Origin of the sequence: Streptomyces flaveolus (assembly GCF_044765825.1) — a bacterium.
GTDB classification, from domain to species: Bacteria; Actinomycetota; Actinomycetes; order Streptomycetales; family Streptomycetaceae; genus Streptomyces; species Streptomyces flaveolus.
Genome location: NZ_JBIWKU010000002.1, coordinates 177,307 through 199,410, shown reverse-complemented (window position 1 = coordinate 199,410; position 22,104 = coordinate 177,307). Strand labels below are relative to the sequence as shown.

Annotated in this window: 25 protein-coding genes, 1 tRNA gene and 4 pseudogenes; 17 read left to right on the top strand and 13 right to left on the bottom strand. The window is 70.0% G+C overall.

All coding sequences use genetic code 11. The annotated features are described in order from the left end of the window. Positions 1 to 8: 8 nt before the first annotated feature. From ACIRG6_RS06080 to cseB, 4 genes are all read right to left on the bottom strand, one after another. Entirely contained in the window at positions 9 to 782 is a 774-nt protein-coding gene (locus ACIRG6_RS06080; protein WP_364683444.1) for an ABC transporter ATP-binding protein, read from the bottom strand. Between the two features lie 195 nt (positions 783 to 977). Further along, the gene (locus ACIRG6_RS06075) at positions 978 to 1,196 is read right to left on the bottom strand and encodes a hypothetical protein (protein WP_403321083.1); all 219 of its coding nucleotides are present in this window, start codon (positions 1,194 to 1,196) and stop codon (positions 978 to 980) included. 140 nt (positions 1,197 to 1,336) lie between these two features. Continuing rightward, positions 1,337 to 2,614 (bottom strand): ATP-binding protein, encoded by a 1,278-nt coding sequence (locus tag ACIRG6_RS06070; RefSeq protein WP_403321081.1) that lies wholly within the window; start codon positions 2,612 to 2,614, stop codon positions 1,337 to 1,339. After that, complete coding sequence (gene cseB, locus ACIRG6_RS06065) at positions 2,611 to 3,276, bottom strand: two-component system response regulator CseB (RefSeq protein WP_403321812.1); 666 nt, start codon at positions 3,274 to 3,276, stop codon at positions 2,611 to 2,613. Before cseB ends, ACIRG6_RS06070 begins: the two co-directional genes overlap by 4 nt. 846 nt (positions 3,277 to 4,122) lie before the next feature. On the opposite strand from cseB, the gene ACIRG6_RS06060 reads away from it, so the two are divergent. The 3 genes from ACIRG6_RS06060 (at position 4,123) to ACIRG6_RS06050 (ending at position 6,151) form a co-directional block, all read left to right on the top strand. Beyond that, the gene (locus tag ACIRG6_RS06060; RefSeq protein WP_403321078.1) at positions 4,123 to 4,251 is read left to right on the top strand and encodes a hypothetical protein; all 129 of its coding nucleotides are present in this window, start codon (positions 4,123 to 4,125) and stop codon (positions 4,249 to 4,251) included. A 425-nt stretch (positions 4,252 to 4,676) separates the two neighbouring features. Then, the gene (locus ACIRG6_RS06055; RefSeq protein ID WP_403321809.1) at positions 4,677 to 4,907 is read left to right on the top strand and encodes a DUF6417 family protein; all 231 of its coding nucleotides are present in this window, start codon (positions 4,677 to 4,679) and stop codon (positions 4,905 to 4,907) included. A gap of 365 nt (positions 4,908 to 5,272) precedes the next feature. Next, positions 5,273 to 6,151: an endonuclease/exonuclease/phosphatase family protein gene (locus ACIRG6_RS06050; RefSeq protein ID WP_364683436.1), complete on the top strand. Its 879-nt coding sequence runs from the start codon at positions 5,273 to 5,275 to the stop codon at positions 6,149 to 6,151. 256 nt (positions 6,152 to 6,407) lie between these two features. Here the strand turns inward: ACIRG6_RS06050 and ACIRG6_RS06045 are convergent. Then, positions 6,408 to 6,481, bottom strand: a tRNA-Met gene (locus ACIRG6_RS06045). A 55-nt stretch (positions 6,482 to 6,536) separates the two neighbouring features. Beyond that, positions 6,537 to 6,614, bottom strand: a pseudogene (locus tag ACIRG6_RS06040) (cold-shock protein); the annotation flags it as partial. Positions 6,615 to 7,000: 386 nt separating this feature from the next. Between ACIRG6_RS06040 and ACIRG6_RS06035 the strand changes: the two are divergent. From ACIRG6_RS06035 to ACIRG6_RS06025, 3 genes and pseudogenes are all read left to right on the top strand, one after another. Next, complete coding sequence (locus ACIRG6_RS06035) at positions 7,001 to 7,222, top strand: isocitrate/isopropylmalate family dehydrogenase (RefSeq protein ID WP_403321075.1); 222 nt, start codon at positions 7,001 to 7,003, stop codon at positions 7,220 to 7,222. Positions 7,223 to 7,500: 278 nt separating this feature from the next. Further along, a pseudogene (locus tag ACIRG6_RS06030) lies at positions 7,501 to 7,731 on the top strand (hypothetical protein); the annotation flags it as partial. 303 nt (positions 7,732 to 8,034) lie between these two features. After that, positions 8,035 to 8,460 (top strand): hypothetical protein, encoded by a 426-nt coding sequence (locus tag ACIRG6_RS06025; RefSeq protein ID WP_403321074.1) that lies wholly within the window; start codon positions 8,035 to 8,037, stop codon positions 8,458 to 8,460. Positions 8,461 to 8,826: 366 nt separating this feature from the next. Here the strand turns inward: ACIRG6_RS06025 and ACIRG6_RS06020 are convergent. Further along, positions 8,827 to 9,276, bottom strand: a pseudogene (locus ACIRG6_RS06020) (helix-turn-helix domain-containing protein); the annotation flags it as partial. Between the two features lie 882 nt (positions 9,277 to 10,158). Here ACIRG6_RS06020 and ACIRG6_RS06015 point away from each other — a divergent pair. Further along, on the top strand, positions 10,159 to 10,482 hold the full coding sequence (locus ACIRG6_RS06015) for a hypothetical protein (protein ID WP_403321071.1): 324 nt from the start codon (positions 10,159 to 10,161) through the stop codon (positions 10,480 to 10,482). A gap of 9 nt (positions 10,483 to 10,491) precedes the next feature. Continuing rightward, positions 10,492 to 10,650, top strand: a complete 159-nt coding sequence (locus ACIRG6_RS06010; protein ID WP_403321068.1) for a hypothetical protein — start codon at positions 10,492 to 10,494, stop codon at positions 10,648 to 10,650. A 114-nt stretch (positions 10,651 to 10,764) separates the two neighbouring features. On the opposite strand, the gene ACIRG6_RS06005 is transcribed toward ACIRG6_RS06010, so the two are convergent. Beyond that, the gene (locus tag ACIRG6_RS06005) at positions 10,765 to 11,235 is read right to left on the bottom strand and encodes a hypothetical protein (RefSeq protein ID WP_403321066.1); all 471 of its coding nucleotides are present in this window, start codon (positions 11,233 to 11,235) and stop codon (positions 10,765 to 10,767) included. Between the two features lie 325 nt (positions 11,236 to 11,560). On the opposite strand from ACIRG6_RS06005, the gene ACIRG6_RS06000 reads away from it, so the two are divergent. The 3 genes from ACIRG6_RS06000 (at position 11,561) to ACIRG6_RS05990 (ending at position 13,057) form a co-directional block, all read left to right on the top strand. Further along, complete coding sequence (locus ACIRG6_RS06000; RefSeq protein WP_403321065.1) at positions 11,561 to 12,358, top strand: hypothetical protein; 798 nt, start codon at positions 11,561 to 11,563, stop codon at positions 12,356 to 12,358. Continuing rightward, complete coding sequence (locus tag ACIRG6_RS05995; RefSeq protein ID WP_403321063.1) at positions 12,351 to 12,524, top strand: hypothetical protein; 174 nt, start codon at positions 12,351 to 12,353, stop codon at positions 12,522 to 12,524. Before ACIRG6_RS06000 ends, ACIRG6_RS05995 begins: the two co-directional genes overlap by 8 nt. Positions 12,525 to 12,658: 134 nt before the next feature. After that, positions 12,659 to 13,057 (top strand): DUF5958 family protein, encoded by a 399-nt coding sequence (locus ACIRG6_RS05990; RefSeq protein ID WP_362497720.1) that lies wholly within the window; start codon positions 12,659 to 12,661, stop codon positions 13,055 to 13,057. Positions 13,058 to 13,163: 106 nt separating this feature from the next. On the opposite strand, the gene ACIRG6_RS05985 is transcribed toward ACIRG6_RS05990, so the two are convergent. Next, positions 13,164 to 14,258 carry a barstar family protein gene (locus ACIRG6_RS05985; protein ID WP_403321061.1) on the bottom strand — a complete coding sequence of 365 codons (1,095 nt, stop codon included), beginning with the start codon at positions 14,256 to 14,258 and terminating at the stop codon, positions 13,164 to 13,166. Between the two features lie 103 nt (positions 14,259 to 14,361). On the opposite strand from ACIRG6_RS05985, the pseudogene tpg reads away from it, so the two are divergent. The 3 genes and pseudogenes from tpg to ACIRG6_RS05970 all read left to right on the top strand — a co-directional run bounded on the left by tpg (position 14,362) and on the right by ACIRG6_RS05970 (position 17,374). Next, positions 14,362 to 14,903, top strand: a pseudogene (gene tpg, locus ACIRG6_RS05980) (telomere-protecting terminal protein Tpg). 894 nt (positions 14,904 to 15,797) lie between these two features. Then, positions 15,798 to 16,538, top strand: coding sequence for a MerR family transcriptional regulator (locus ACIRG6_RS05975; RefSeq protein ID WP_403321058.1), 741 nt, complete (start codon positions 15,798 to 15,800; stop codon positions 16,536 to 16,538). Continuing rightward, positions 16,535 to 17,374, top strand: coding sequence for a hypothetical protein (locus ACIRG6_RS05970; protein WP_403321057.1), 840 nt, complete (start codon positions 16,535 to 16,537; stop codon positions 17,372 to 17,374). The genes ACIRG6_RS05975 and ACIRG6_RS05970 overlap by 4 nt, the downstream gene beginning before the upstream one ends. A 150-nt stretch (positions 17,375 to 17,524) precedes the next feature. Here the strand turns inward: ACIRG6_RS05970 and ACIRG6_RS05965 are convergent, their stop codons facing one another. Then, positions 17,525 to 17,821 (bottom strand): hypothetical protein, encoded by a 297-nt coding sequence (locus ACIRG6_RS05965; RefSeq protein WP_403321055.1) that lies wholly within the window; start codon positions 17,819 to 17,821, stop codon positions 17,525 to 17,527. Between the two features lie 436 nt (positions 17,822 to 18,257). Between ACIRG6_RS05965 and ACIRG6_RS05960 the strand changes: the two genes are divergently transcribed. Further along, on the top strand, positions 18,258 to 18,566 hold the full coding sequence (locus ACIRG6_RS05960; protein ID WP_403321053.1) for a lysine transporter LysE: 309 nt from the start codon (positions 18,258 to 18,260) through the stop codon (positions 18,564 to 18,566). A gap of 271 nt (positions 18,567 to 18,837) precedes the next feature. On the opposite strand, the gene ACIRG6_RS05955 is transcribed toward ACIRG6_RS05960, so the two are convergent. From ACIRG6_RS05955 to ACIRG6_RS05945, 3 genes are all read right to left on the bottom strand, one after another. Further along, positions 18,838 to 19,653 (bottom strand): hypothetical protein, encoded by an 816-nt coding sequence (locus tag ACIRG6_RS05955; RefSeq protein WP_403321051.1) that lies wholly within the window; start codon positions 19,651 to 19,653, stop codon positions 18,838 to 18,840. Between the two features lie 98 nt (positions 19,654 to 19,751). Then, the gene (locus ACIRG6_RS05950) at positions 19,752 to 20,132 is read right to left on the bottom strand and encodes a DUF2750 domain-containing protein (protein ID WP_403321049.1); all 381 of its coding nucleotides are present in this window, start codon (positions 20,130 to 20,132) and stop codon (positions 19,752 to 19,754) included. Between the two features lie 704 nt (positions 20,133 to 20,836). Beyond that, positions 20,837 to 21,022 (bottom strand): hypothetical protein, encoded by a 186-nt coding sequence (locus tag ACIRG6_RS05945; protein ID WP_403321047.1) that lies wholly within the window; start codon positions 21,020 to 21,022, stop codon positions 20,837 to 20,839. Positions 21,023 to 21,096: 74 nt separating this feature from the next. Between ACIRG6_RS05945 and ACIRG6_RS05940 the strand changes: the two genes are divergently transcribed. Both ACIRG6_RS05940 and ACIRG6_RS05935 read left to right on the top strand, forming a co-directional pair. Further along, on the top strand, positions 21,097 to 21,444 hold the full coding sequence (locus ACIRG6_RS05940; RefSeq protein WP_403321045.1) for an ATP-dependent DNA ligase: 348 nt from the start codon (positions 21,097 to 21,099) through the stop codon (positions 21,442 to 21,444). A gap of 2 nt (positions 21,445 to 21,446) precedes the next feature. Further along, on the top strand, positions 21,447 to 22,079 hold the full coding sequence (locus ACIRG6_RS05935; protein WP_403321042.1) for an ATP-dependent DNA ligase: 633 nt from the start codon (positions 21,447 to 21,449) through the stop codon (positions 22,077 to 22,079). Positions 22,080 to 22,104 lie beyond the last annotated feature (25 nt).

Genomic DNA, 22,104 nt, shown 5'->3' with positions numbered 1-22,104 from the left:
GGTGCGGCTCAGCCGCCGTGGGAGCGGGAGCCCAGGCTCTTCATCAGGTCGAGGACGCGGTCCGGGGCGGGGTGGGTCATCTCCTCGACGAGGCGCCCGTCGGAGAGGAACACGACGCGGTCGGCGTACCCGGCGGCCACGGGGTCGTGGGTGACCATGACCACGGTCTGGCCCAGCTCGCGCACCGAGTCGCGCAGGAAGCCGAGGACTTCGGCGCCGGCGCGGGAGTCGAGGTTGCCGGTGGGCTCGTCGCCGAAGACGATCGCCGGTCGGGAGGCCAGGGCGCGGGCGACGGCGACGCGCTGCTGCTGACCGCCGGACAGCTGGGCGGGCCGGTGACCCAGGCGCTCGGAGAGGCCGACCATGGAGACGACCCGGTCCAGCCACGCGGGGTCGGGTCGGCGTCCGGCGATGTCCAGAGGCAGGGTGATGTTCTCCAGCGCGTTCAGCGTCGGCAGCAGGTTGAACGCCTGGAAGACGAACCCGATCCGGTCCCGGCGCAGCTGCGTGAGCTCCCGGTCCCCGAGACGGGCGAGTTCGGTGGTGCCGACGCGTACCGACCCGGACGTGGGGGAGTCGAGTCCGGCGGCGCAGTGCATCAGCGTGGACTTGCCGCAGCCCGACGGGCCCATGATCGCGGTGAACTCGCCCTCCCGGAAGGCGATGCTGACCCGGTCCAGGGCGACCACCCGGGTGTCGCCGCTGCCGTAGATCTTCGTCAGGTCGGTGGCGGCGGCCGCAATGCCGGTCGTCGGGTGCGGCGGCAGAAGGTCGGCGGTCATGGGGCTCCTCTTCTCGTACGGAAAGACGCACGTGAAGGGTGTCCGGGGAACGTATCGGGGTCTGGGCCGCCGTGTATCGGTGGTCGCTCGGGCGTGCGGCAAAGGTGTTGCGGGCCGGGTACGGAAAAGGGCCTCCCTGCGGTGTCCGCGCGTCGAGAGCGCGGGCAGCGAGGAGGCCCGGTAGGAGCGCCGCCCCTACCGGCGTTCGCCCAGCGCGAGGACCCTACGGGCGAGCGCGGCGACGGTCAGGAGCATCCCGCCGAGGAAAAGCCCGATCGCGCCGAGCACTGCGGCGGGCTGTCCCGTCTCGCCCGCCGCGGTGTTCGCGGTGAGTGCGCCGATGACGAGCAGCAGGGACATGACGGCGGTGAGGGCACCGACGCCCAGGGCGGTGGTGCGGAAGAACGGGCTCATGGTGGCCTCCTCGGAGTGGGTCCCGCACCGGGCACGGCATGTGACGCGGTGCCTTCGAAGGGTGACGGAGCAACGTATCGGGCCCTGAGCCGCCGTGTATCAGTGCCCGCTCCACCGCGTACTGACCCCAGGCCCGTTCGTCACGCGGGCAGCCGCAGGGTGGCGACGGCCCCTCCGTTTGCGGTGTTGGCCAGCAGCAGTTCGGCACCGAGGACCCGGGCCTGGCCGAAGGCGATGGTAAGCCCCAGGCCGTGACCCGAGCCGCGTGCCCGGGCTCCTGTGTGGAAGCGGCGCGGGCCGTGGAGCAGCAGGTCGTCCGGGAAGCCGGGACCGTGGTCACGGACCACGACCGTCTGTCCATCGACGGTGACCTGGACTGGGCCGCATCCGTGGCGGTGGGCGTTGACGACGAGGTTGACGACGATCCGTTCCAGGCGGCGCGGATCGGTCTCCACCGCCCGCGCGGTGCCGTCAGCGGCCTCCTCGGCCTCGGACCGGTCGATGACCTCGGTGGCGAGGCCGGTGCGGGCGACTGCCTCGGCGACCACGGCGCCCAGCGGCACCCGGACGCGGACCGGTTCCTCCGCGCCGGCGTCCAGGCGGGAGATCTCCAGGAGATCCTCGACGAGGTCGCGCAGGTCGCGCACCCTTGTCCGCAGCAGGCCCTCTGTCTCGCCGGGCGGCAGGAGGTCGACGGCGGCGAGCAGTCCGCCGACGGGAGTGCGCAGCTCGTGGGCCACGTCCGCGGTGAACCGGCGCTCGGTGCGCAGCCGCAGCGCGAGGCTGTCGGCCATCCGGTCGACGGTCGCGGCGATGTCCGCGACCTCGTCACGGCCCTTCGTGGGTCCCGTGCGGGCGTCCAGGTCCCCGGCGGAGATCCGCGCCGCGGTCGCGGCGACCCGGCCCAGTCGCCGGGACACGAGTCCCGCGCCGTAGACGGCCAGGGGAACGGCGGCCGCGAGCGCGACGAGCGAGGCGACTGCCATGACCGCGTCGAGGCGCGACAGGTTGGCCCGGTCCGGGCCCAGATTGATCTGGACGCCGAGGACCGGACTGCCGGGGCCGCCGGTGCGCTGGGCCGCCCAGACACTCGGCCCGACGTTGCCCTCGACGTGCCCGTCATAGATGTGGTGCCGCTCGCCGTCGGCCGGGGCCCGCAGCGCGGCGGGCAGACCGTCGGGGTCGAGGTCGGCGCCGTCGGTGAGGACGCCGGTACGGCGGTAGACGTCCATGGCCGCGTACAGCGTGTTCATCGCCCGCGCCTCGCCCCGGCCGCGGATGTCCTGGGCGGTCCACAGATGCACCAGGACACCGACCGCCGTCACCACGAGCAGGGCCGTGACCGCGGCGAGCGCGGCGATCTTCCGCCGCAGCGAGGTACGGCCCGCCCACGGCCCGCGGAGGGGACGCACGGTCACCGCCGGAACTTGTATCCGAAGCCCCGGACCGTCTCGATCCGGTCGCGGCCCACCTTTCGGCGCAGCCGCTGCACGCACAGGTCGACGACGCGGCTGTCCCCGTCCCAGCCGTACTCCCACACGTTCCGCAGGAGCGTGTGCCGCTCCAGCACGATGCCGGGGTGGGCGGCGAACTCCAGCAGGAGCTTGAGTTCCGTCGGGGTGAGCGCCACCGGCTCGCCGGAGAGGAAGACCTCCATGCCAGCGGTGTCGATCCGCAGGTCCCCGAACTCCAGCACGTCCCCGGCGGTCGGCTGGCTTCCGGCCTGAGCTTCTCGCTCGGCAGTCACGGGCGCGTACGTGGCACGCCGCAGCAGCGAGCGCATGCGGGCCACCAGGACGTACGTCTCCACCGGTTTGACGACGTAGTCGTCCGCTCCGGCCTCAAGGCCCGCGACCACATCCAGCCCGTCGCCGCGGGCGGACATCATCAGGACCGGCACCAGGCTGGTCTCCCGTACCTTGCGGCACAGCCCGATCCCGTCGAGGCCGGGCAGCATCACGTCGAGGATCAGCAGGTCCAAGTCGTCCTCACGGAAGGCTTCGAGCCCGGCGAGGCCGTCGGCGACGGCCCGCACCTCGTAGCCGTAACGCTCCAGGGCGACGGCGAAGGACCGGCGCATCAGGTCGTCGTCCTCGACGAGGAGCACACGCGCGGTGGACGCGGGGGAATCGGGCGAGGGCAAGAAGACTCCTGTTCAGCCGTTGGACGGGCGGACGGACCGGCTGCACGACCCGACGTGCGGGGAACCACGCCGCAATCGGAACGATACGACAGACAGCGGACGGACTGGGCCCAGCGCACGGACACCTCAGAACCCTGGAACCGCTCTTCTCGACCGGGAAAACCCCAGGTCGCGCGCCTGCCGACTGTGAGGCGACGGCGCGTAGGTGACTCGCCGGGCACTCCGTTTCGATGTCGGCCCGAGCCCTCTCCGAAACGCCGCGGAAACAAAGGTTCCCCGGGCTGCCCGCACGGGGCCGGTGCGGCGCGAGGCTTCGGTTGACGAGTAAAACGCGTGAGGCGGCTTCGATTACCGTCTCGCGACGACGGGCCAGAGCGGCCTGGTCCGTCTCTTCCCCCAACACGATCCGGCACATCCTGGGAACCGCGAAGTTCCAGTAGATCGGTCCCATGATGGTGCACACCAGATCCCTAGCGGCTCGCCGGCGGGTGTCCTCGGGGAGGCGGGAGGCCATGCCACCGTCCACGAGACCGTGGATCTTCCCCGGAACTCGGCGCGGCGCTCCGGCTCGCTCTCGTCGAGTTCATCGGCCTTCGATCGCCGGGATGACGGCACGGGAGGTCCCGGGCATCCATACGCTGGGAGGCGGCCTCGCCCGCACCATGGGGCCGGTACGGGAGCGGGTACCGGGCGGACGTGCGGCGAGCATCACCCGCGGGGTCAAAGCGGAGGCCGGCGAGCAGCAGGCCGTCAGTCGACCTGTCCCTCGTAGTGGAGTACGGGGTGGCCATCACCGATATCGTCGGAGAGGTCCGCGCGCTTGGTGATCGGCGCGGGGAAGGGGTGGCGCTGAACTGTCTCGGCGACGCACTGCTGCAGATGCAGCGGTGTGAGGAGGCGATCGCGCTTTAACGCAGGCCGTCGGGATCTACCGCGAGCTCGATGAGCGGGTGGAGAAGGCGCGGCGCTTACCGATCTCAGCGGCGCCCTGCGGAAGGTGGGGCGGTTCGAGGAGACGATCGATGTCCTCACGCAGGCTGCTGGGATCTTCCGCGAGCTCGGTGACCGGCACGGGGAAGGGGTGGCGCTGACCAGTCTCGGCCCCGCCCTGCGAGAGGCGCGGCGGTTCTGCTGGCTACGTGCTACGTGGCGCCTTTTTCGCAGAACCCGAGGCATGTCGGCGTGGCCTCCGTCAGCGGGCAGTGAAGCTTACCGGCGGTAGCCGCTCCTTGCATCGGTCGCTCTTGCCGCCACATGGTTGACCTCGAATCCTTAGCACCGGGGGCGGAATCGGTTGCGGCCGAAGTCGCCGGGTTCCGCCCCAAGGCGTCTGACTCCTGTGCGCTCGTCACGACGAGTTCCACTCTAGCGGCCTCGACGGGAGCGCCCTGGACGAGATCCTCTCCATGCCGATGGAGACGGCGGAGCGCCTGGCGCTGCTGACGCTCGAGGAGGCCTACGACGTGCTGCGCCTGGTGGTGACGGTCGCGAAGGAGGGCGGGCCGCTGTCGCGGGAAGCGGTCCGGCTGGCGAAAGGGATCGCTGCCCGTATCCCGTCCGAGAACTGACGCCGGTGGGTCGGCCGGGCCCGGGCGTTGCGGGCCGTGGCTGAAGTCCGCAGGGGCATACCGGTGAGCCGGTCCCCGAGCCAGGCGGGTCTGCTACGTAATGGCCACCCTCGGTCTCGTGCGCGGCCAGGCGGTCCTGCGGTTACGCCCCCGTACCGGTGACGGAGCCACCAGCCTGACTGTCCCGGACAGGCCGCTGAGCAGGCCGGACAGGACGGCAACCGTCCGGGACAGATGACTGACGTTGTTCGTGCGGTGCTGCTCCATCAGGCTCTGAAGCGCCACCCGGCCAGTGTCTTCCATGTGTGGACCCCTTCGCTGCGGCAGCTGGCCGGCTCGTTCCTGAACCACTACCGGAGGGCTTCTTGTTGAACAGCAAAAGAGCAATTGCCGCGTTGGCCGGCGTGGCCATAGTCGGACTGGCGGTGCCCGCCACCGCCGCCCAGCAGGCCCGGGAGGGGGTGCCCGCCGCCGAGGAACCTCTGAAGCCGATCCCCAATCGGTTCATGACGTGGAACACGAACGGGCAGGACCTTGGTACGCCGAAGGCCATCGCAGAACAGATCAAGACCTTCCGGCCACAGGTGGTCGCGTTGCAGGAGTCGTGCTTGAACGAGGTGCGTGAGGCCGTTCGGCAACTCAACGAAGCGGGGTTCAGATACGAGTACCGAAGCGGGCTGTCCGCCCTGAACATCGGATGCCCAGGCCGACTGGGCACGGCGATCATCTACGCCAAGGGCACTACGATCAGGGCGCACAACAAGAAGGGCTACAGCGACGACGAGGGATGGTCGGAGGCGCGTGGCATGCAATCCTTCACCACGAAGCTCGACGGCCAGTGGGTCCGGGTGTTCAACACGCACCTCAGCGCACCGGGCCACGAAGACCTGAGAAAGCTGCAGGCCACAGAACTGGCTGCCGCCGCGCGGCCGCACCCTCGTGCACTAATTCTCGGTGACTTCAACACCCGACCGTACGTCACACGAGTCATGCACCCGATCTGGCAGGCCGGGTTCAAGGACGTCGACCGGTTCTGCGGTCCGGTCGAGGACCCTCGGTGCAACAAGACCCTTCCGAAGACCGGGCCTGGGTACCCCACCAAGGCTGCCAAGTTCGACTACATCCTCGGCCGAGGTGTGAACTTCCGTAGCTGCAGGCTGCATACGCCCACCGAAGATCACCGCATCGTGATCAGCGATCTCACCGTGGTCGACGTTCCTCGGCCGGTGTGCACCGTGACCTGATGGAAGCGGACGGGGCAGGGTGGACGGGTGCTCCTGACCGCCCCGGGAGTGGGGTGGAAACGGTCCCGGTGGTGGCCGGCCGCTCTACGGTGATCGAGACCCAGATGAGCACATTCGACGACGCGCGGATTGTCATCTGCGGGCACGCCCGACTGGTCAGCGCTGCGCCGCCCTGGTGTCACGTCGTATCTCCCCGCCAACGTCGTCTCGCCGGAGACGACAACGGGCCCGGCTGTATGCCGGGCCCGTCGATCAGTAGCGGGGACAGGATTTGAACCTGCGACCTCTGGGTTATGAGCCCAGCGAGCTACCGAGCTGCTCCACCCCGCGTCGGTGAAGCCACTCTACACAGTGGTTCTCGCGGGGCGGCGTGCATTTTCCGGTGTCAGCTGCGACGGACGATGTTCTCGGCCTGGGGGCCCTTCTGCCCCTGGGTCACGTCGAAGGTGACCTGCTCGCCTTCCCCGGCGCACCTGATCGGGTTCGACGTCCTCGACTCGGCCGACGGCCCGCTCCTGGACGAGCCGTACCGAGCACGGCGTGCCCGGCTGGAGGCGCTGTTCGCCGATGGGGTGCTGGCGCGCCGTTCGTCCTGTGCCCGGCGACCACCGACCGGGCGATGGCCGAGCCCGCTCGCCCGCGCTGCGACGGCCGCGCTCGCCGGACTGCTGGCGCCGGCTGAAGGCGAGCACCCGTGGACGGGACGCACGTTCACCGCCGGGGGCGCAACCAGAGCCTCCACAACGCGAACGCCTTGGCGTTGATGACCGAACCGATGGTGATCACGATCGTGGTCGTGTCCATCCCCTGCCTTCCCCTGATGCCGGGTGCGCTCCCGGACCGAGTCTTGTGCAGAGGAGAGGCCGAGAGGCCAGCGAGATCTCCGGCTCGCTCGGCACCGCCCCCTCCATCAACTCCTCCGCCACCACCGCCATGGCCCAGGCGTCCCACGGCTCCGCCCCCGATATCGCCGGACAGAACACCCTGGAGCACACCCAGGACGGCGACAGTCCGAAGGCCGCCGCACGCTCCTGGACCGCGCTCACCGACGCGGCGACCGTGCTGCCCTGACCTCCAGCCCCGGCAGAAAGGTGCCGCGGGTCTGCCCCTGCTTGGTGCTGGTGCGGAAGGCGGTGCTTTGGGCCACGTCGGCTCCTAGGAAAAGGGATGCTGGGTGCGCTGTGCCCACTGTGGCACCGGGACTGACATGGCGGGCGGGAATACGAGACCTCCACCCGAACCGGATAGGTGGTTCTGGCATCAGATGATGCAGCGGGGGGGGTGCCCCTATCTCTTTGGTCAAGGGAAACGGGGGTGCGTTGGGTCGGCGAGCCGGGCAGCATGGCGGCGTGGCTGATCTGCTGTGGGATGACGTGAGTTCCTTCTTCGATCCGGGCTTGATGGGCTCGTTGCCGGACGTGCGTGTCCCGAATGCCTCGATTGAGGACTGGCAGGCCATCCTCGACCTGGTCGCGGAGAAGGGCTGGAAGTGTCAGTACTCCGAAGGAGAGACGGTGCTTCCGGTGCCTCGGGTGGAGGCCGTGCTGTCCCGCCCGGCGGATGCCGAGTTGGCTGCACTGGCCCTCCTCCAGAACGAAGTTGCCGTCCTGGACCGCGATGGGATTTTTCTGCACGCGGATGACGGAGGCCGGCAGGTTGGGCGTACGGACGTAAGGGACGGTGCCGATGCCTGCGTGGTCGGGGTCGGCGAAGTCCCACACTGACTGAACACCGCCGCGGCGCCGGAACCCCTCCCGTGCACGCATTCCGCGGGCTGTCTGGGAGCTCAGCTGAGGTTCGTAGCCCAGGACGATGCCGTTGGCGCCGTTGATGCGTACATCGAGGCGCGTGTGCCCGTCGGCGGTCTGCGATTCGATGTCGGCATGGAAGCCGTGATCTTCGGAGTCCTTCGCGACGCGCTCCTTGCGGGCGAGGTGCTCATCAGACTCATGACTGATGGGCTTCTCCCCAGGTTTCCGGTAGTGAGAGGCAAGCCATACGCCGTCACGCTGGACGAGGTACATGGGGACGCGCCGACCGCGGAGGTCCCAGCAGTCGGGGCAGATGAGCCCGCGCCTTTCGACGGGGACACGACGCTTTCGCATACGCAGGAGCACGTTCAGAAGATCCTGGCCCTGCGGAACGCCGAGGTCGGGACGGGCCAGGTCAAGGTTGCGGTCGGCCGATTCGTAGTAGACGGGGTTACGGAAGAGGTCTTCGTCGCTGTCGCTCTGAACTCGTCGTCCATTGGTGGTCTCGCCCCCCAAGCCGCCACGAGTAGGACTTACAACGCTACGGAAGGGGTCTGACAGTCGGGGCTGAACTGCAGGAATAGCGTGCATTGAGAGAGAGGAGGCCCCGGCGGGTCGGGCCCGCAGCTCGCAGGGCTTCCACCGCCGGCCGGCACCGGTCGACCGTAGGAAGGCGGGCAGTAAAGATCACCTGATCTGCGACGGAGCAAGGACAGCTCCGGGCTTGACCCAGGTGTCACCGGGTGATCGTCGGTGTCAGAGCTCAGCCAGCTGATGCTCGTACGCCGCCCTCGCCTTGGTAGTCCGGGGCTCGCTCTTGTGGCCGTTAGGGGCTACGTCTCACGGCCACGGTGTTACGCCCACTCCATTCCCAGCTCTGGTGGGTCCCCCCGCCTCCGATTTGCGAGTTCCGGCTCTTTGCGCCGGCCGGGCCGCTGCGATCACGAGACGGGTGTCGGCATCTACGATGACCTGCACGTTCGCGGAGAAGCGGTAGTTGCGGCTGGAAGCGCCGACCTTGCGGTCGCGGACCGGGACCAGAGTGCCGTCCACGATCCACAACCGCTCCGCGGCGTCGGCCGGACGCGAGACGGGCTCGATGGCCAGCAGCGGCCCGAGACGTTGGATCACCCGGCACACGGTGGACGAGGACACTCCGAACAGCGGTCCCAGTTGCCGCATGGTCAGGTTCGTCCGGTAGTAGACGGCGACCAGCAGCACCCGCTCGGCCAGCGGCAGGCTCCACGGCCGGCCCTGCATCGTGCCGTTGCCGCCGCGCTCCCGCACTGCCTTGAGTAACCGCGAAAACTGCGTCACCCGCAGCCCCGTGAACGTCTCCACCCACACTCGCTCGGCCCTCAAGACCCCAGCCATACAAGGGAGATGCCCAGTTCGCAGCCTTGTGCAACACCCTTTAGGGTCCGCGGATTCGAGGATGATGTTGGGCAGGCACAGATCCCCGTGGCAGACGACCAGGTCGCCGCCATCATCGACGCCGACGGCATCGAGACACTCAGCCCCATCAGCAGACACCGCAAGGCCGGTGACACCCAGCACATCACCATAGCCTGACACCGGTCCCTGCCCGCAACAGCGGACACCGCAGCCTTCGCGCCCCGGCCCGATGGCTGCGGTGTCCAGGAACGGTGCCGCTCGGACGGGCGCCGGTGGCCCTTGGATGCGCCCGCGCACCAAGGCGCCGAGACCGACCGCCGTATCGGCGCCGCCGCGCAGCCCGTCGGCGCGATGAGCGCTTCCTCGCTTCCCCCGCGCCGTTGCACCGCTAGCGGCGTGCCCGCGAGTGTGATGGCCCCGGCACCACCCGCCTCGGCCCCGCCACGAAAGGGCCCGCCCCATGCCGCTGCACGCCAACGGCCACGCCATAGCCGACCGGGACTTCACCGAACTGTCCCGGGGGGCAGCCACCCTCCCCGCCCTCACCCACGAGCCCGACCACCTGGCCGGCTGTCGCGACTTCCACTGCCGCTGCGGCTGCGACCCGGACCAGACCTGCCAGGACTGTCACCGGCCCCGCGCTGCGCGTCGCGCATACAATCACCGTCATTTCACTGCAGCAGGATCACAGGTACGCGACCCATCCGACCCCACCAGGAGAGTGGGCGGACGACCAGGTCCTCTGCACAGACGCCGGGGGTAGCAGTGCCGCACAGCTTTACCGACTCCGTCATCAGCATGCTGGGGGAGGGCGGAGCACACTGTGCGCCTCCTGCGAATAGGCGTGCACTTGAAGACGAGTTGGGGGTACGGCTGCCTGACGACTACAAGGAAATCGTCGGCAAGTACGCTCCGGTGCAACTGAACGTGCATCTCTACCTCCACCACCCCTCCACGCGCCGGTGGAACCTGCGGGCTTGGATGACGGAGACGATCCAAGCGTTCTCCCGCAGTGATCTGCAGGACCTCGAGCGCCGCGGCTTCCCCGGTGCGTCCTTCGGCGCTCCCTCCGGCCTCATTCCGCTGCTCGACACCGACCGCGGTGAGAACCTCTTCGGTCTGGCCGACGCAGGCACGGGCGCGTGGGGGCTCTTCTCCTGCGACGGTAACGAGGCGCTCTACTAGGAGTACGGCATGTCGTTCTCCGAGTGGATGTACCGGTACCTGGTCGGAGAAGACATGTTCGGACCGGGCAGCGGCGTCTTCTATGCCGGGCCGATCGTTTTCGAGAGCATGCCGATGAGTGAGACGGAACCCCTGACCAGCTGGGAAGGCCCCGAACGCTGCATGTGACCAGCCCCATGCAGCGCCACCACCAAGACAGTCGCTTCAGGACTACGAACTGCAGTGCGTGCAGCGAGCGTGCCGGGCACAGCCACTCGTTCACCGGCCGGGGGATCAGCAGGGTCAGGCTGGCGGCTCGCTGGTGAAAGTGCTCATGTTGGTGCAGTCATCGGGGTCACCGACCCATGCATACAGCCGCAGATCGTCACGGCTGCCGCTGATGTCGAAACCGTCCCCATAACTGTCGGGGTCGATGTCATAGTCGCTGATCTCATCGAAAGACAGCGAAACGTCGAACTCATAGTCACCGCCGTCGCTGAGTTCCCACCGGCCGCTGCCTCTTCTCTGGTCCAAGGGCCCGGTCGCCTCATCGAGGCCGGCAGGCCACGCCACCGCCGTGAAGGAGCCATCGCCCCGCAGGGTTACCGAACTTCCCCACGGGTTCCGGTAGGTGCCGACCAGGTTCTCAGCCGTCAGGCCACCGGGCCGGCCGTCCTCCCCTGGACACGCCCCATAGCGAGCGAAGCATCCAGTCACGGTGGATGCAACAACCACCATCAGCGCACAAGCCAACGCCCAACGTCCCCGCCGCATGATGCCCCCTACACGCGTTCCTCCACGGATTGTTCCACGGCAGATCACTCCCTGATCTGGGGGTCTCCCGGACCGGCGAGAGGTACCGCGTCCGGCGCTGCCAGCGCGGCTTGACTCGTCGTCTCCGCCCCCGCCCCGTCTCACACCCAGGCCGTGGCCCCTGCCCCCGCCAGCCGGGGCGGGGGTACAGCCTGCGCACCGCGCTGAACGCAGACACCACCGGACCCGATCCGTTGCCCAGTAGGACGACCGCCCCCGCCCCCTGACCCATCTCACTCTGACGCAGCTGCACGCCCTGAACCGGCCCGCCGCCTCGCACCGCGCCGTGGCCCGCGAAGCTCTCAAGGCCGCCGATGCCGCCCTCACCCACCAGCCCGCCCCGGTCACCACCCGCGCCGGCCACACCCACCCCGCCTGGGACCAGCGGCCGATGGGCGACCTCTCCCGCGACGAGCTCGCCGCCCAACTCGCTTCTGTCCGCCTGCAGATCCGCAGCGCGCAGGAGGCCCGGGCCCCGCTGTCGGAGACCGCGCGGCGCGTCATCGCCGACCTCACCCACGAGTCCCAGCTCCGCCGCGCCCTGCCCTGGCGCGATCGCGCACATGAGGACTACCAGCGCGAGCAGGCCGGTGCGACCTCGCTGGCCGCTCGAGCCGGCACCGTCCAGGCCCGGCGCACGGCCACGCCCCGCCGGCAGCAGATGGCCCGGGCGGCGCTGGCCCGCGCCGACGCCGTCACCGACAAGATCGCCGCCGAACTCCGGCTGCGCGAGCGCCTGCCCGACCATCCTCCGTACCGGCCCAGCCACCGGGGCGAGATACCCGACTGGGTCGCTGACCGGCACGCCATGGCCCACCCCGGCACCCCGGACCACTGGGTCGCGCACCTCGCCGAACGCCACCGCATCCTGGCCCGCTCACTCGCCGATCGCGGACATGTTCTCGCCACCGCCCCGCCCGCCTGGGCCCGCCCGCTCGGCCCGCCGCCGCCCACCGGTGAAGTTCGCCGCGGCCGAGCAGGCGGCAGCTGCGGCCGGGCGGCGCTACGTGGTGGTGACGGGCTGGCGTCGTCACATGGTGACCGGGCTGGATGCCCTGTCCGCCCGGCGCCGCGCCATGAGTGACCGGCTCGGCTTGGAGGGCGAACTGCTGGAGTTGGTTGCCGAGCGTCCCCGGCGGTTCGTCGAGCTGGTGGAGGGCACTTCGCTGCCGGCGGTGGCCCGCGCACACGCTGTCCATCTGCTCTGGCACCGGCGCCTGGCGGTGGATCTGTCCCAACCCACTGTGTGACGCCGCATGGAGCGTGATGCGGACACTCAGCGAACTCCATGGAGCAGAGCATGTGCGACTCGTTACCTGGTTCCACTGACCTCGACTCCGCGGCGAAGCGAGGCGAAGCGCCGCTTGCCCGATGGGGGACCGGCGTGACCGAACGCGACGTCATACTCAACGAGCTTGCCCAGGGGCTCCGCCCGATGTCACAGGGCATCGCATGGTTCGACGCTCTCGCCCCAGAGGAGCAGTCCGAGGCCCTGCTGTTTCTGCGCCACCACTGTGTCCAGGCACGTGCCGTGGCCGAGGACGGGCCGGAGGGCATCCGCCGTGCCGGTCTGCGCCCGACGCACACGCCGGCGGTGCTGATCACGCGTGGTCGGATAGACGATCAACTGGGGAAGATCGCCTCTCTGACTCCCCGCGACGAACGCCGGAAGGCCTTCCGGCTGCTGGTCGCGGTGCTAGCAATCGCCGACGGAAGACGCCGCGAGCGCTACTGCTCGAACGGTTGCAGTCACTGGTGGCACAGGCTGTCCGCCGCTGACTGATCCCTCCGTCGGCATCAGCGCCCAGTTGGGCTCCCGTATCAGGCGCGTACGTAGCCCAACGGACCGGCAGCAGCGTTGGAGTCACTACCGCGGCAGCTCGGCCAGTTCACGTGAGGGTCACGTGCATCCCGCCCGCGGTCAGAACTTCGATCACCAGGGCGACCAGGTCATATTGCTCACCCTCTGGCGCCAGGACGCGGGGCAGGTGCTCGCGTGCAGTCGCAGCGTCTCGCCAGACCAAGGTCGCGGCAGCGGTATAGCCGAAGTTGCCGCGCAGACAGTCCGCGAGGGCGTCCAAACAGCCGCCGAAGTAGCCGCCCGGCCCGTTGACGGCCTCGCCGAGTGCCAGGTAGAGGCCCGGCTCGTCCGTGATGTGCCGGCCATCCAGCTCGTACGCGTGTCCGGCACGGTTTTGGTGCTTGAGCCGACAGCCCCGCTCCCGGACGAGATCGAGCCAGGCCCCACGCTGGCGGGTCTCGAGCCCGGCCCAAGCACCAGGGGCGTCCGGCGGGCCGGCAAGCCAGCGCTCCCATACTGGCCGGGCGTATCCCGGTACGGGTGCGAGGTATCCGTCGAGTTCCAGATCAATCAGCTCCGTCCCGCGGGAGGACGGCTGCCACGTACGGACTTTGGGTCGCAGCAGTCGATCGGTGAGCGGTTCGCCCCGGTCGTCCCGTATCTCAAGCCAGACCTCCTCCAGGTCCAGTGTGTGCCGGGTGCCCGTAGCCAGTGCCCGCCGTAGCCGATCACTCGGGACAAGCCCCCGCAGGACGAGAGGAGGTTCCTCTTGCTCGGGCGGCAGGACGCGGGCGAACTCCCGGCAGGAACCCAGCCACCGGTACCCGTCGTGCAGCCGGACAGGCCCTCGGTGCCCCTCGGGCGGGCCCACGTAGTCGTCCAGACCGGTGAGCACAAGACCGTCCGTTCCCGGGTACTGCCCGAGACTCTCCGCGTCCTCCAGCAGCCAGGCATCGAGCGTTCTGTCCTCCGGCACCAGCCACACCCTGCTACCGACCCAGCCGCGCGGGACCTCAGCTCCATCCGGAGCCCAGCCGAACAGCTCGTACGTCCCGCGCAGGGGTTCCCGGAAAAATCCCTCCACCTCGGCGCAGACGCCCCAGACGTGGCCGCTTCCTGTGTCCGTCAGCGCGTACCGTCCCTGCCCGCGATGGCCCCTGTCCATATGCACGGTGGGAATCATGCCCAGACCAGGGGTAGTCCGTGAAGCTCGTTTCGAGATCGGTCACGGTGAACCGTTCCGGGTCGGATGGAGGCTGAGCGCTCGATCTGGCGGATGGCGCCATCTGAAGCGCTCAGTCACAGTACAACAGGCCTTCACCCGCCCCATCCCCAAGTCCGCCGGCGCCCAGATGCGCTACCTCGTCAAACAGCTCAAAGGCACCCGCGCCGTGGCCGACCTGCTCGCCGTCTCGCAGCGCACCGTCGAGCGCTACGTGAAGGACCAGATCCGCCGTCCCCGCGCCGACCTCGCGCAGCGTCTTGAGGACGCCGTACGCCAGCGCTGGCAGCCCCGCATCCGCGCCCAAGCCGGCAAGCAGGCCGCCATCAGCACCGGTCTGGTCCTCAAGGCCCGGGCCCGCTTCGGCTTCACCGCAGCCTCCGGCACCACCGACGACGCCCGCATCCGCCACCTCACCCTCGCCCTGCCCCCGCAGCACGCCGCCTGCCTCTTCGACGCCCAGGATCAAGGCGCCGGCGTTCAGCAGCTGCGCGCCCTCGCGGGCCGAAGCGCTCGGCGAGGTCTACTTCCGCGACGGCGGCCGCCGCGCCGCGGGCTTGGAGGTCGAGTTCACGGATGTCGAGGCACGTGGAGTTCGACCTGTAGCCGAGACATGCCCGGCCCGGACCCGCGACGGCCGATGGTGAGCGACGATGGGAGGGTCCGGTCAGTTGCACGATGAATTTTCCTCTGCAGGCGAGGAAGGGCGCCGCGCTGCGGCGAACCGCACCAGCGCGGCGAGGGAGACGAGGGAGACGACCAGAGCGAGCGGCGAGCTTGGCGCTGCCACCGGGCAGCAGAGCGTAATCGTTGGGCATGGCGGCGCCCGCGAGGGTGATCAGCCGTAGCTGGGCCGCCGACAGGGTCTTCTCCAGGTCGGTCAGCGCGTGGTGGGCGGAGGTCTTGCAGTTGGCCGCGGTGCCCCAGCGCCCATCGAAGTAGGAGCTGAACCGCTTGAGACCGCCGGAACCGTTGTAGTGGTCCTTCAGGGCGTCGACGATGTTCTTGCCGCCGCGCACGGCTTGAGCCAGCAGGTAACCGTCCGCGTCCTCGATGAGGTCGTTGAAGCCAAACGTGGAGGCGACACCGGGCACGGCGAGCCGGTCGTGGGCGAACTGCTTCGGGTCGGCGTACCGCTGTTCCGAGTTACGCCAGTCGACCCAGAACGTCATGAGGTCTCCGGCCCATCCGCCCACGTCGCCCCCGTTGGCGTCGGACTCGGTGACAGGCTGGTCCTTCAGCAGGTGCGCGTTGGCGGTGGCCATCATGTGGGGCGCACCGAGCTGGTAGCCCGTGATGGGGTCGGTGAAGAATTTCTCGACGATCATGGCGCCAGCCGGATCCTTGCCATCGCCGCCGTCCGGGCTGGGGATGTGGCCACTTACGGTACCGGCGGCACCGTACCGCCCGACTACAAACTCCCGGGAATCAGGCCTGTTGTTCTTGGCCCACCGATGCGGACCTTGACCTTGACGCAACGGCAGGGTTTCTACTGAAGGCATGCGAATCGGAGAGATCGCCGCGCTCGTCGGGCTCACCACCCGGGCAATCCGGCACTACCACCACGTCGCACTGCTTCCGGAACCGGAGCGGCGTCCCAACGGTTACCGGGCCTACAGCATCCGCGACGCCGTCTTGCTCGCCAGGGTGCGCCGGCTCACCGAACTCGGTCTCAGCCTCGATGAAGTGCGCGACGCTCTCGCCGACGATGACGGACGCGAACTGGCCGAGGTATTGAAGGACCTCGACGCCGACCTGGCCCGCCAGGAAGCCGACATCCAAGAGCGCCGCCGTCGCCTCGGTGCACTGCTCGCCGAGCCGCCCGGCGCGACAGGACCCGTCTCTCCCGGCCTTGCCGCCCTGCTGGTTCAGGCGCCCCGGACGGACTCGCCGAGCGCGGCGAAGGATCGCGAGTACCTCACGCTGGTGGACGGCATGGTGGACGGCTCCGGTAACCAAGAGATGTTGGCGCTGCTCGGCACGCTGGTCACCGATCCTGCGGTCGTCGAACTGTATGAGCGTCTCGACGCGCTCGCCGAAGCGCCTGCCGACGATCCGCGGGTCGCACCCCTGGCAGCTGACCTGATGGCAGCCGTCCCCGACGAGCTGTTCGGCGCAATCCCCGCGGACGGGGTGGTCCTGACCGGGTTCAAGGAGGCGCTGCTCGGGGAGTACGCCCCCGCGCAGGCGGAAGTAGTGAGCCGACTCATGGACGCGTTCATGGAGAGGGGCCGGGGATGAGCGGCGGGATCCGGGGCGTACAGGCGGCCCGGGCCGCGGTGGCGGGCGTGCTGCCGGGGGAACTGGCCCTGGTGGTCTGCCTGGTGGCCGGGGTCCGGCTGCCGGGGTGGGTGCTGGCGGGCGCCGAGGCGCTGGTGCTCGCGGTGCTGCTGCTGGAGGCTTGCGTGCTGCGCTCGCTGTACAACGCCGCCCGCGCCCGCGGTGCGGACCGCCGGGCGGCGCGGCGGGCCGCAGTACAGGAGACGGTGCCGGTGACGATCCGCCGCCTGGTCCTCCACGAACTGCGCGCCCTCGCCTCCCTGGGCCGTTGGGCCCGGCGCGGCACCCATGGGGTGCGCCCCGGGGATCTCGCCGCCGCGTACACCGGACCCCAGACCGCGATGATGTACGGGCTGCTCTTCGTGGGGGTCATCGAAACGGTGGGGCTGGCCTTCCTCATCCCTTGGCCCGTCGTCCACCGGGTGATCCTCGTACTCGACCTGTACAGCGTCGCCCTCGTACTGGGCCTGCACGCCGCCTGCGTCACTCGGCCGCACGTCGTGCACGCCGACGGCTCTGTGCGGATCCGCTACGGGGCCCTCTTCGACCTCGCCGTACCGGCGGACGCGGTCGCCTCGGTCCAAGTCGACCGGCGCTACCCCGAAGGCCGCCTGATCACCCTCTCCGAACACGGGGTCCTCGACCTGATCGTGGGCAGCCAGACCTCCGTGACCCTGAGACTGAACCGGCCACTGCCCTTCACCCGCCCGCTCGGCGCGACGGAGAAGGCCCACACCATCCGCTTCCACGCCGACGACCCGCGCGCACTGGTCAGCGCACTCCGCCAGACCACCTGACCCCACAGGCTCAGTTCGACCCTGGCGAGCACCGCAGACGAGCCCGAGCAGACCCCGGACATGGCTCCGGAAAGCCGCTCCACGAGGTGGTACTGGTCGTCCTCGCACGTCCTCGCCAGCGCTCTGATCTGGTACCGGCGACTCCTGTGATCAACCATGCTGCACAGCCACGGCGGCGAACAAAACAGCCGCCGCACCGAGAACGAGCAGGTGAACGGACCCGGCAGTCCACAATCGCAGGCCCATCAACCCGCCACCCGCCACAACCGCTGCACAACCGCTGATCCATGCCCCGCGCCGCCCAGCACGGGCAGTGCGAATGCCGGGAGATCCGAAGTCATCACCCGAGAACATCACATGCATTCCGAGCCAGACGATAAGCATGGTCGACACCGGCAGAAGCGCGATCGCGAGCCCAAGATCCAACCACACCGAAGGACGCTGCATGCGTGTCAGCGTGCCGCCCCACCCGGAAGCGCACCTGAGTATGGGTACTCATCTTGCACGCCGCGACCGCGACCGGGCCGCGGTCGCCGCGCTGGCGCTCACCGCCTACGACTGCCGTGCCGCTCGAAACAATGTGGCGAGCACGTCCCGCCCGCCAGCGCTGAGCGGGCGAATGCGCCAGACATCCACCATCTCCCAGCCGGGCGTGCCACGGAACGCCTTCGAGCCCAAGACCCCTCCCGGCGCCCTGTAGCCGTCGCGTAGGCGCCCGCGGCTTCGGTGTCGGCAAGGCCACCAAGCAGGCGGTACCGGCTCGCTGAGCGCACGTCGGCAACCGTTTTGGGTCGGTCGGGGTCCTCTCTGTCAGGTCCCGCCCGGGGCCGTCGGAGGCGAGGGTCAAGGGAGCGCTGTGGGGGTTCGCAGGGCAGCGAGAGGCGTGGGTGACTTCCTGATCGACATGGTGGGAGAAGCCGTCGCCGAGGTGATCCTCACCCTGGTCGCGTGCGTCCTGCTGGGCCGTCTGGTTGTGATCGCCTACCTGAGCTGGTCTGCGAGTCCACCCTTGACCATCGCGGGTGCCGGGCTGCTCTGCTGCTTGTTGGCCCACGGCGCCTGGCAGACCTTCCGTAGACCTGAGAAGGGCCGCCGTCGGGGCTTTGCCGCCGTGACAGCCGCCGGCTTCACCACAGTCGCTGCGACGGCGCTGTTCCTGCTGCTCTATGCCACGGGCTGCGACTGCCTGTGAGGCCGTTCGGTTCCACCGGCAGTGATCACCTGGCGGGATCACTGCTGCTGGCGTGTGGCGAACAGGCCTCGACCCCCGGGCCGGTGACGGGTCCGGGGGTCGCTCGCGTATCCGCGGGGGTCGGATGTGCATGCATGCGCGCGATGCCAGGTGCAACGACGCCGCGCCGTGCCGGTCACTGTGCGCCCACCGCTGCGCCGGGGGGCCTTCCGGCGCGGCGAGGGCGGTGTCGGCGAAGGCCCGCACGCGTTCAACGCTTGCCTGGTGGTTGTCAGTAGGCCCCGATAGACCAGAAGACGCCTACCTCTTCGTCGTTCACCGCGATCACGCCCAGGTCCTCGAAGATGTCGAGGCCGGCGATGTAGGCGGTGGTGTGGAAACGGTGGGTTTCGGTGCCCTGGAGTCCTGAAGCGAGGAAGTCGGGGGCCGGGGTGGAGGCGGCGGCTGTCGCGTTGGTCCAGTAGTGCGCGCTGGGCCCGTACCGGTCGAGCAGCAACCGGGCGTCCGCCAGCAGGGCGTCCCGGTCCGGGCGGGAGCGGACAGGGGCCTGCTCCGACTGCCATTCCTCCGCCATGACGGCCAGCGCGGCCACTGCCGCCTGGGCGTCCAGGGGGTGCAGGTGGGCGGGCATGTCGGCCGGGGCCGGCGGGTCGAAGGGGTAGGCGGGCACGGTCTGGCGGGCGGGGTCGGGGCAGTCCATGTCCAGCCGGAGCCAGCCGCGGGGATCGGTGACCGTCCGGTGCAACACGGCATGGACATCGTGCGTCCAGTCCTCGTGCCGCCGCGGGCCGGTGGCGACGAAGATGCACTGGTCGTCCAGCAGCCGCAGCGCCGCCGCGTTCCAGGGGCTGCGGCGGGAGCGGAATTCCATGAGCAGGCCGCCGATCTCACGGGCGAAGGCGTCCTTTGGCTCGCGCGGGATGCTCCGGAGCCGGCCGAGGGCCCAGTGGACGAGCTCGCCTGCTCCTTCCGCCGCGAGCCCGGGCGGCTCGCCCGGAAGCACGTCCGACGGCTCCCACGTCCCCCCCAGCGCCTCGAGGTGGGCGTCCAGCAGGTCCAGGGCCGTCCGTTCGGCAGGCAGAAGCATTCCGCCACCCTAGGCCGCAGCCGTCACAGGTGCCGGTCCGACGTGAACGGCGGGGAGGACCAGCCGTGTCAGCAGCTCCACGACCCCCCGGCGCAGCGTCACTCGACCGGATCCAGAGGGTCGTAGGGTGGCTCGCCGAGCGCGTGAGCGAGACGGTTGACTACTTCGACGACAGTGAGGTCCCATCCGGTCAGGCGCTGTCCGCTCCAGTTGATCCCTACCCGGATGTCTTCCCCGGCCAGATCCGGCAAGGCCGCGCTCCGCCAGTGATCCAGCGGCATCGCAACCGCACGAAATTGAGGACCCCAGAGCTGAGTTGCGCGCTGCGCACGGGTCTGCGACGACCAGTAGGGAAAGGCTGGCTGCCCGGAACTCGAGACCGGCATGGGACTGCCCTCGCCGTCCCGGACCCACCAGACGGTACGAACCAGAGCGATCTCCCGGAAGAAGGCCGCTGCCTGAGCCCCGCTCGTGCTCACCTGAATCCTCCAAGATCATCCAGACCTTCCACACCCAGTAACCTCGCCCACCACGCGGCCACGGCTGACGCCGAACGTGCCTCGCCGCACAAGGAAGGGTGCCGTGCCCGGTGTGCATACTGCTGACCATGATGTTCTCGCCCACGGCCCGCCTCTACGCACGGACCGCGGTGCTCGGAGCGGGCATGGCGACCGCGGCAGCCTGTCTCGGTTTCTCGCTGTGGGGCGAGTGGGCAGCCGCGCTGGGGACGGTCCTGGCCGTCCTGTACGTGGGTGGTGTGGTGGTGGTCGAACGCCGGCGTGCGGCGGCGTCCCTGTCGGCCGCCGCTGCCCGGGGCACGGAGCAGGGGCTGTCCGACGCGGTCGTCGCGGGCATCGCCGTGTACGAGGCTGCGGTCTTCCCGCTCACGCCCGGCGGTGTCAGCGAGGCCGAACACCAGGCCCGCCGGACCGTCGCCTACCGGCTCGCCGCCCACGAAAACCTCCCCAACACGGTCCGCGTTGCGGCGGCCGCTGCCCTGGAAGCCATCGACGCGGGCGCGGACCGCGACTACGCCCGGGCCGCGGTGGTCGCGCTCGCTCTCACCGCCTACGACTGCCGCGCTGCGCGCGCAGCGTGGCGAGTCCGTCCGCCCGGCGGCGCTGAGCACGCCCGCTCACCGGCCCGTGAACCAGATCCTGGCCCAAGCCCGCCGCGGAGGGCTTCAGCCTCGCAGGGTGGGCAGCTCGCCGGGCTTCACGTCGACTCTCTCGATGCCGGTGGCCCCGGCCTCCTCCAGTTCGTCCCGCCGCCGGTCGGTGGAGACCTCGTCGTAGGCGACGGCAGAGGCGCGGGGGGTGCCGTCCGCATCGGTCCAGGTGAAGCCGTAGCTGCGCATGGTGATCGTCATACCGGCATCATTGCTGGTGGCACTGACACTGGGCCCGGGTGCGACCAGCCCCGAACCGGCATACACCTGGGATTGTGACCCTCGCCCCGCCCCTCCAGCCGATGCTCGCCGAGGCCCGCTCCGAGCTGCCGTCCGAGCGGGCGCTGCCGGGCGGGCTGGCCTACGAGCAGAAACCCGACGGCTACCGGGCGCTGCTCTTCGCCGGTCCCGGCCGCGCGTACCTGCAGTCCCGTAACGGCGCCGACCTCAACGGCGCCTTCCCCGAGATCACCGCTGCTGGCCGCGCCCTGCACGAACCGCTGGTCCTGGACGGGGAGCTGGTCGTCGCCACGGAGGGCCGTCTCGACTTCGGTGGGAGGGCCGGGCCCGGCGTCGTGGCGCCGGCGCGAGGCAGGCTGCCCGGACCGCCCCGGCGCACCTGATCGTGTTCGACGTCCTCGAGACCGCCGACGGCCCGCTCCTCGACGAGCCCTACCAGGCGCGGCGGGCCCGGCTGGAGGCGCTCTTCGCCGAGGGGGTGCTGGCCGCGCCGTTCGTCCTGTGCCCAGCCACCACCGACCGGGCGAGGGCCGAGGACTGGCTCGACCCGGCGTGGGGCGCTGCCGGTATCGAGGGTGTCGTCGTGAAAGGCCTGTCGCAGAGGTATCAGCCGGGCCGCCGGGGGTGGATCAAGGTGCGGGCCCGCGCCAGCGCGGAGGCGGTCGTCGCTTCGGTGACGGGCCGGGTGGCGGCGCCGTCGACGCTGCTGTTGGGCCGCTACGACGAGGCTGGCCGGCTGCGGTTCATCGCGCGGACGGCACCCCTGTCGGCGACGGCACGGGGGGAGGTCGGCAGCCTCCTCTCCCCGGGCGGCGCCGAGCATCCGTGGCAGCACCGCCGCTTCGCCGTAGGCTGGGGCTCACGCGAGATGATCGACCACCGGCCGGTGGCGCCCGACGTGGTGGTCGAGTTCGCCGGTGACACCGCGGTGGACGAGGGCCGCTACCGGCATCCCGTCCGCTACCTGCGCGTGCGCGACGACATTGGCCCAGAGCAGCTGCCGCCCCCAGGGGCCTAACCCGGCGCCACGCCCGCCGTCGCAG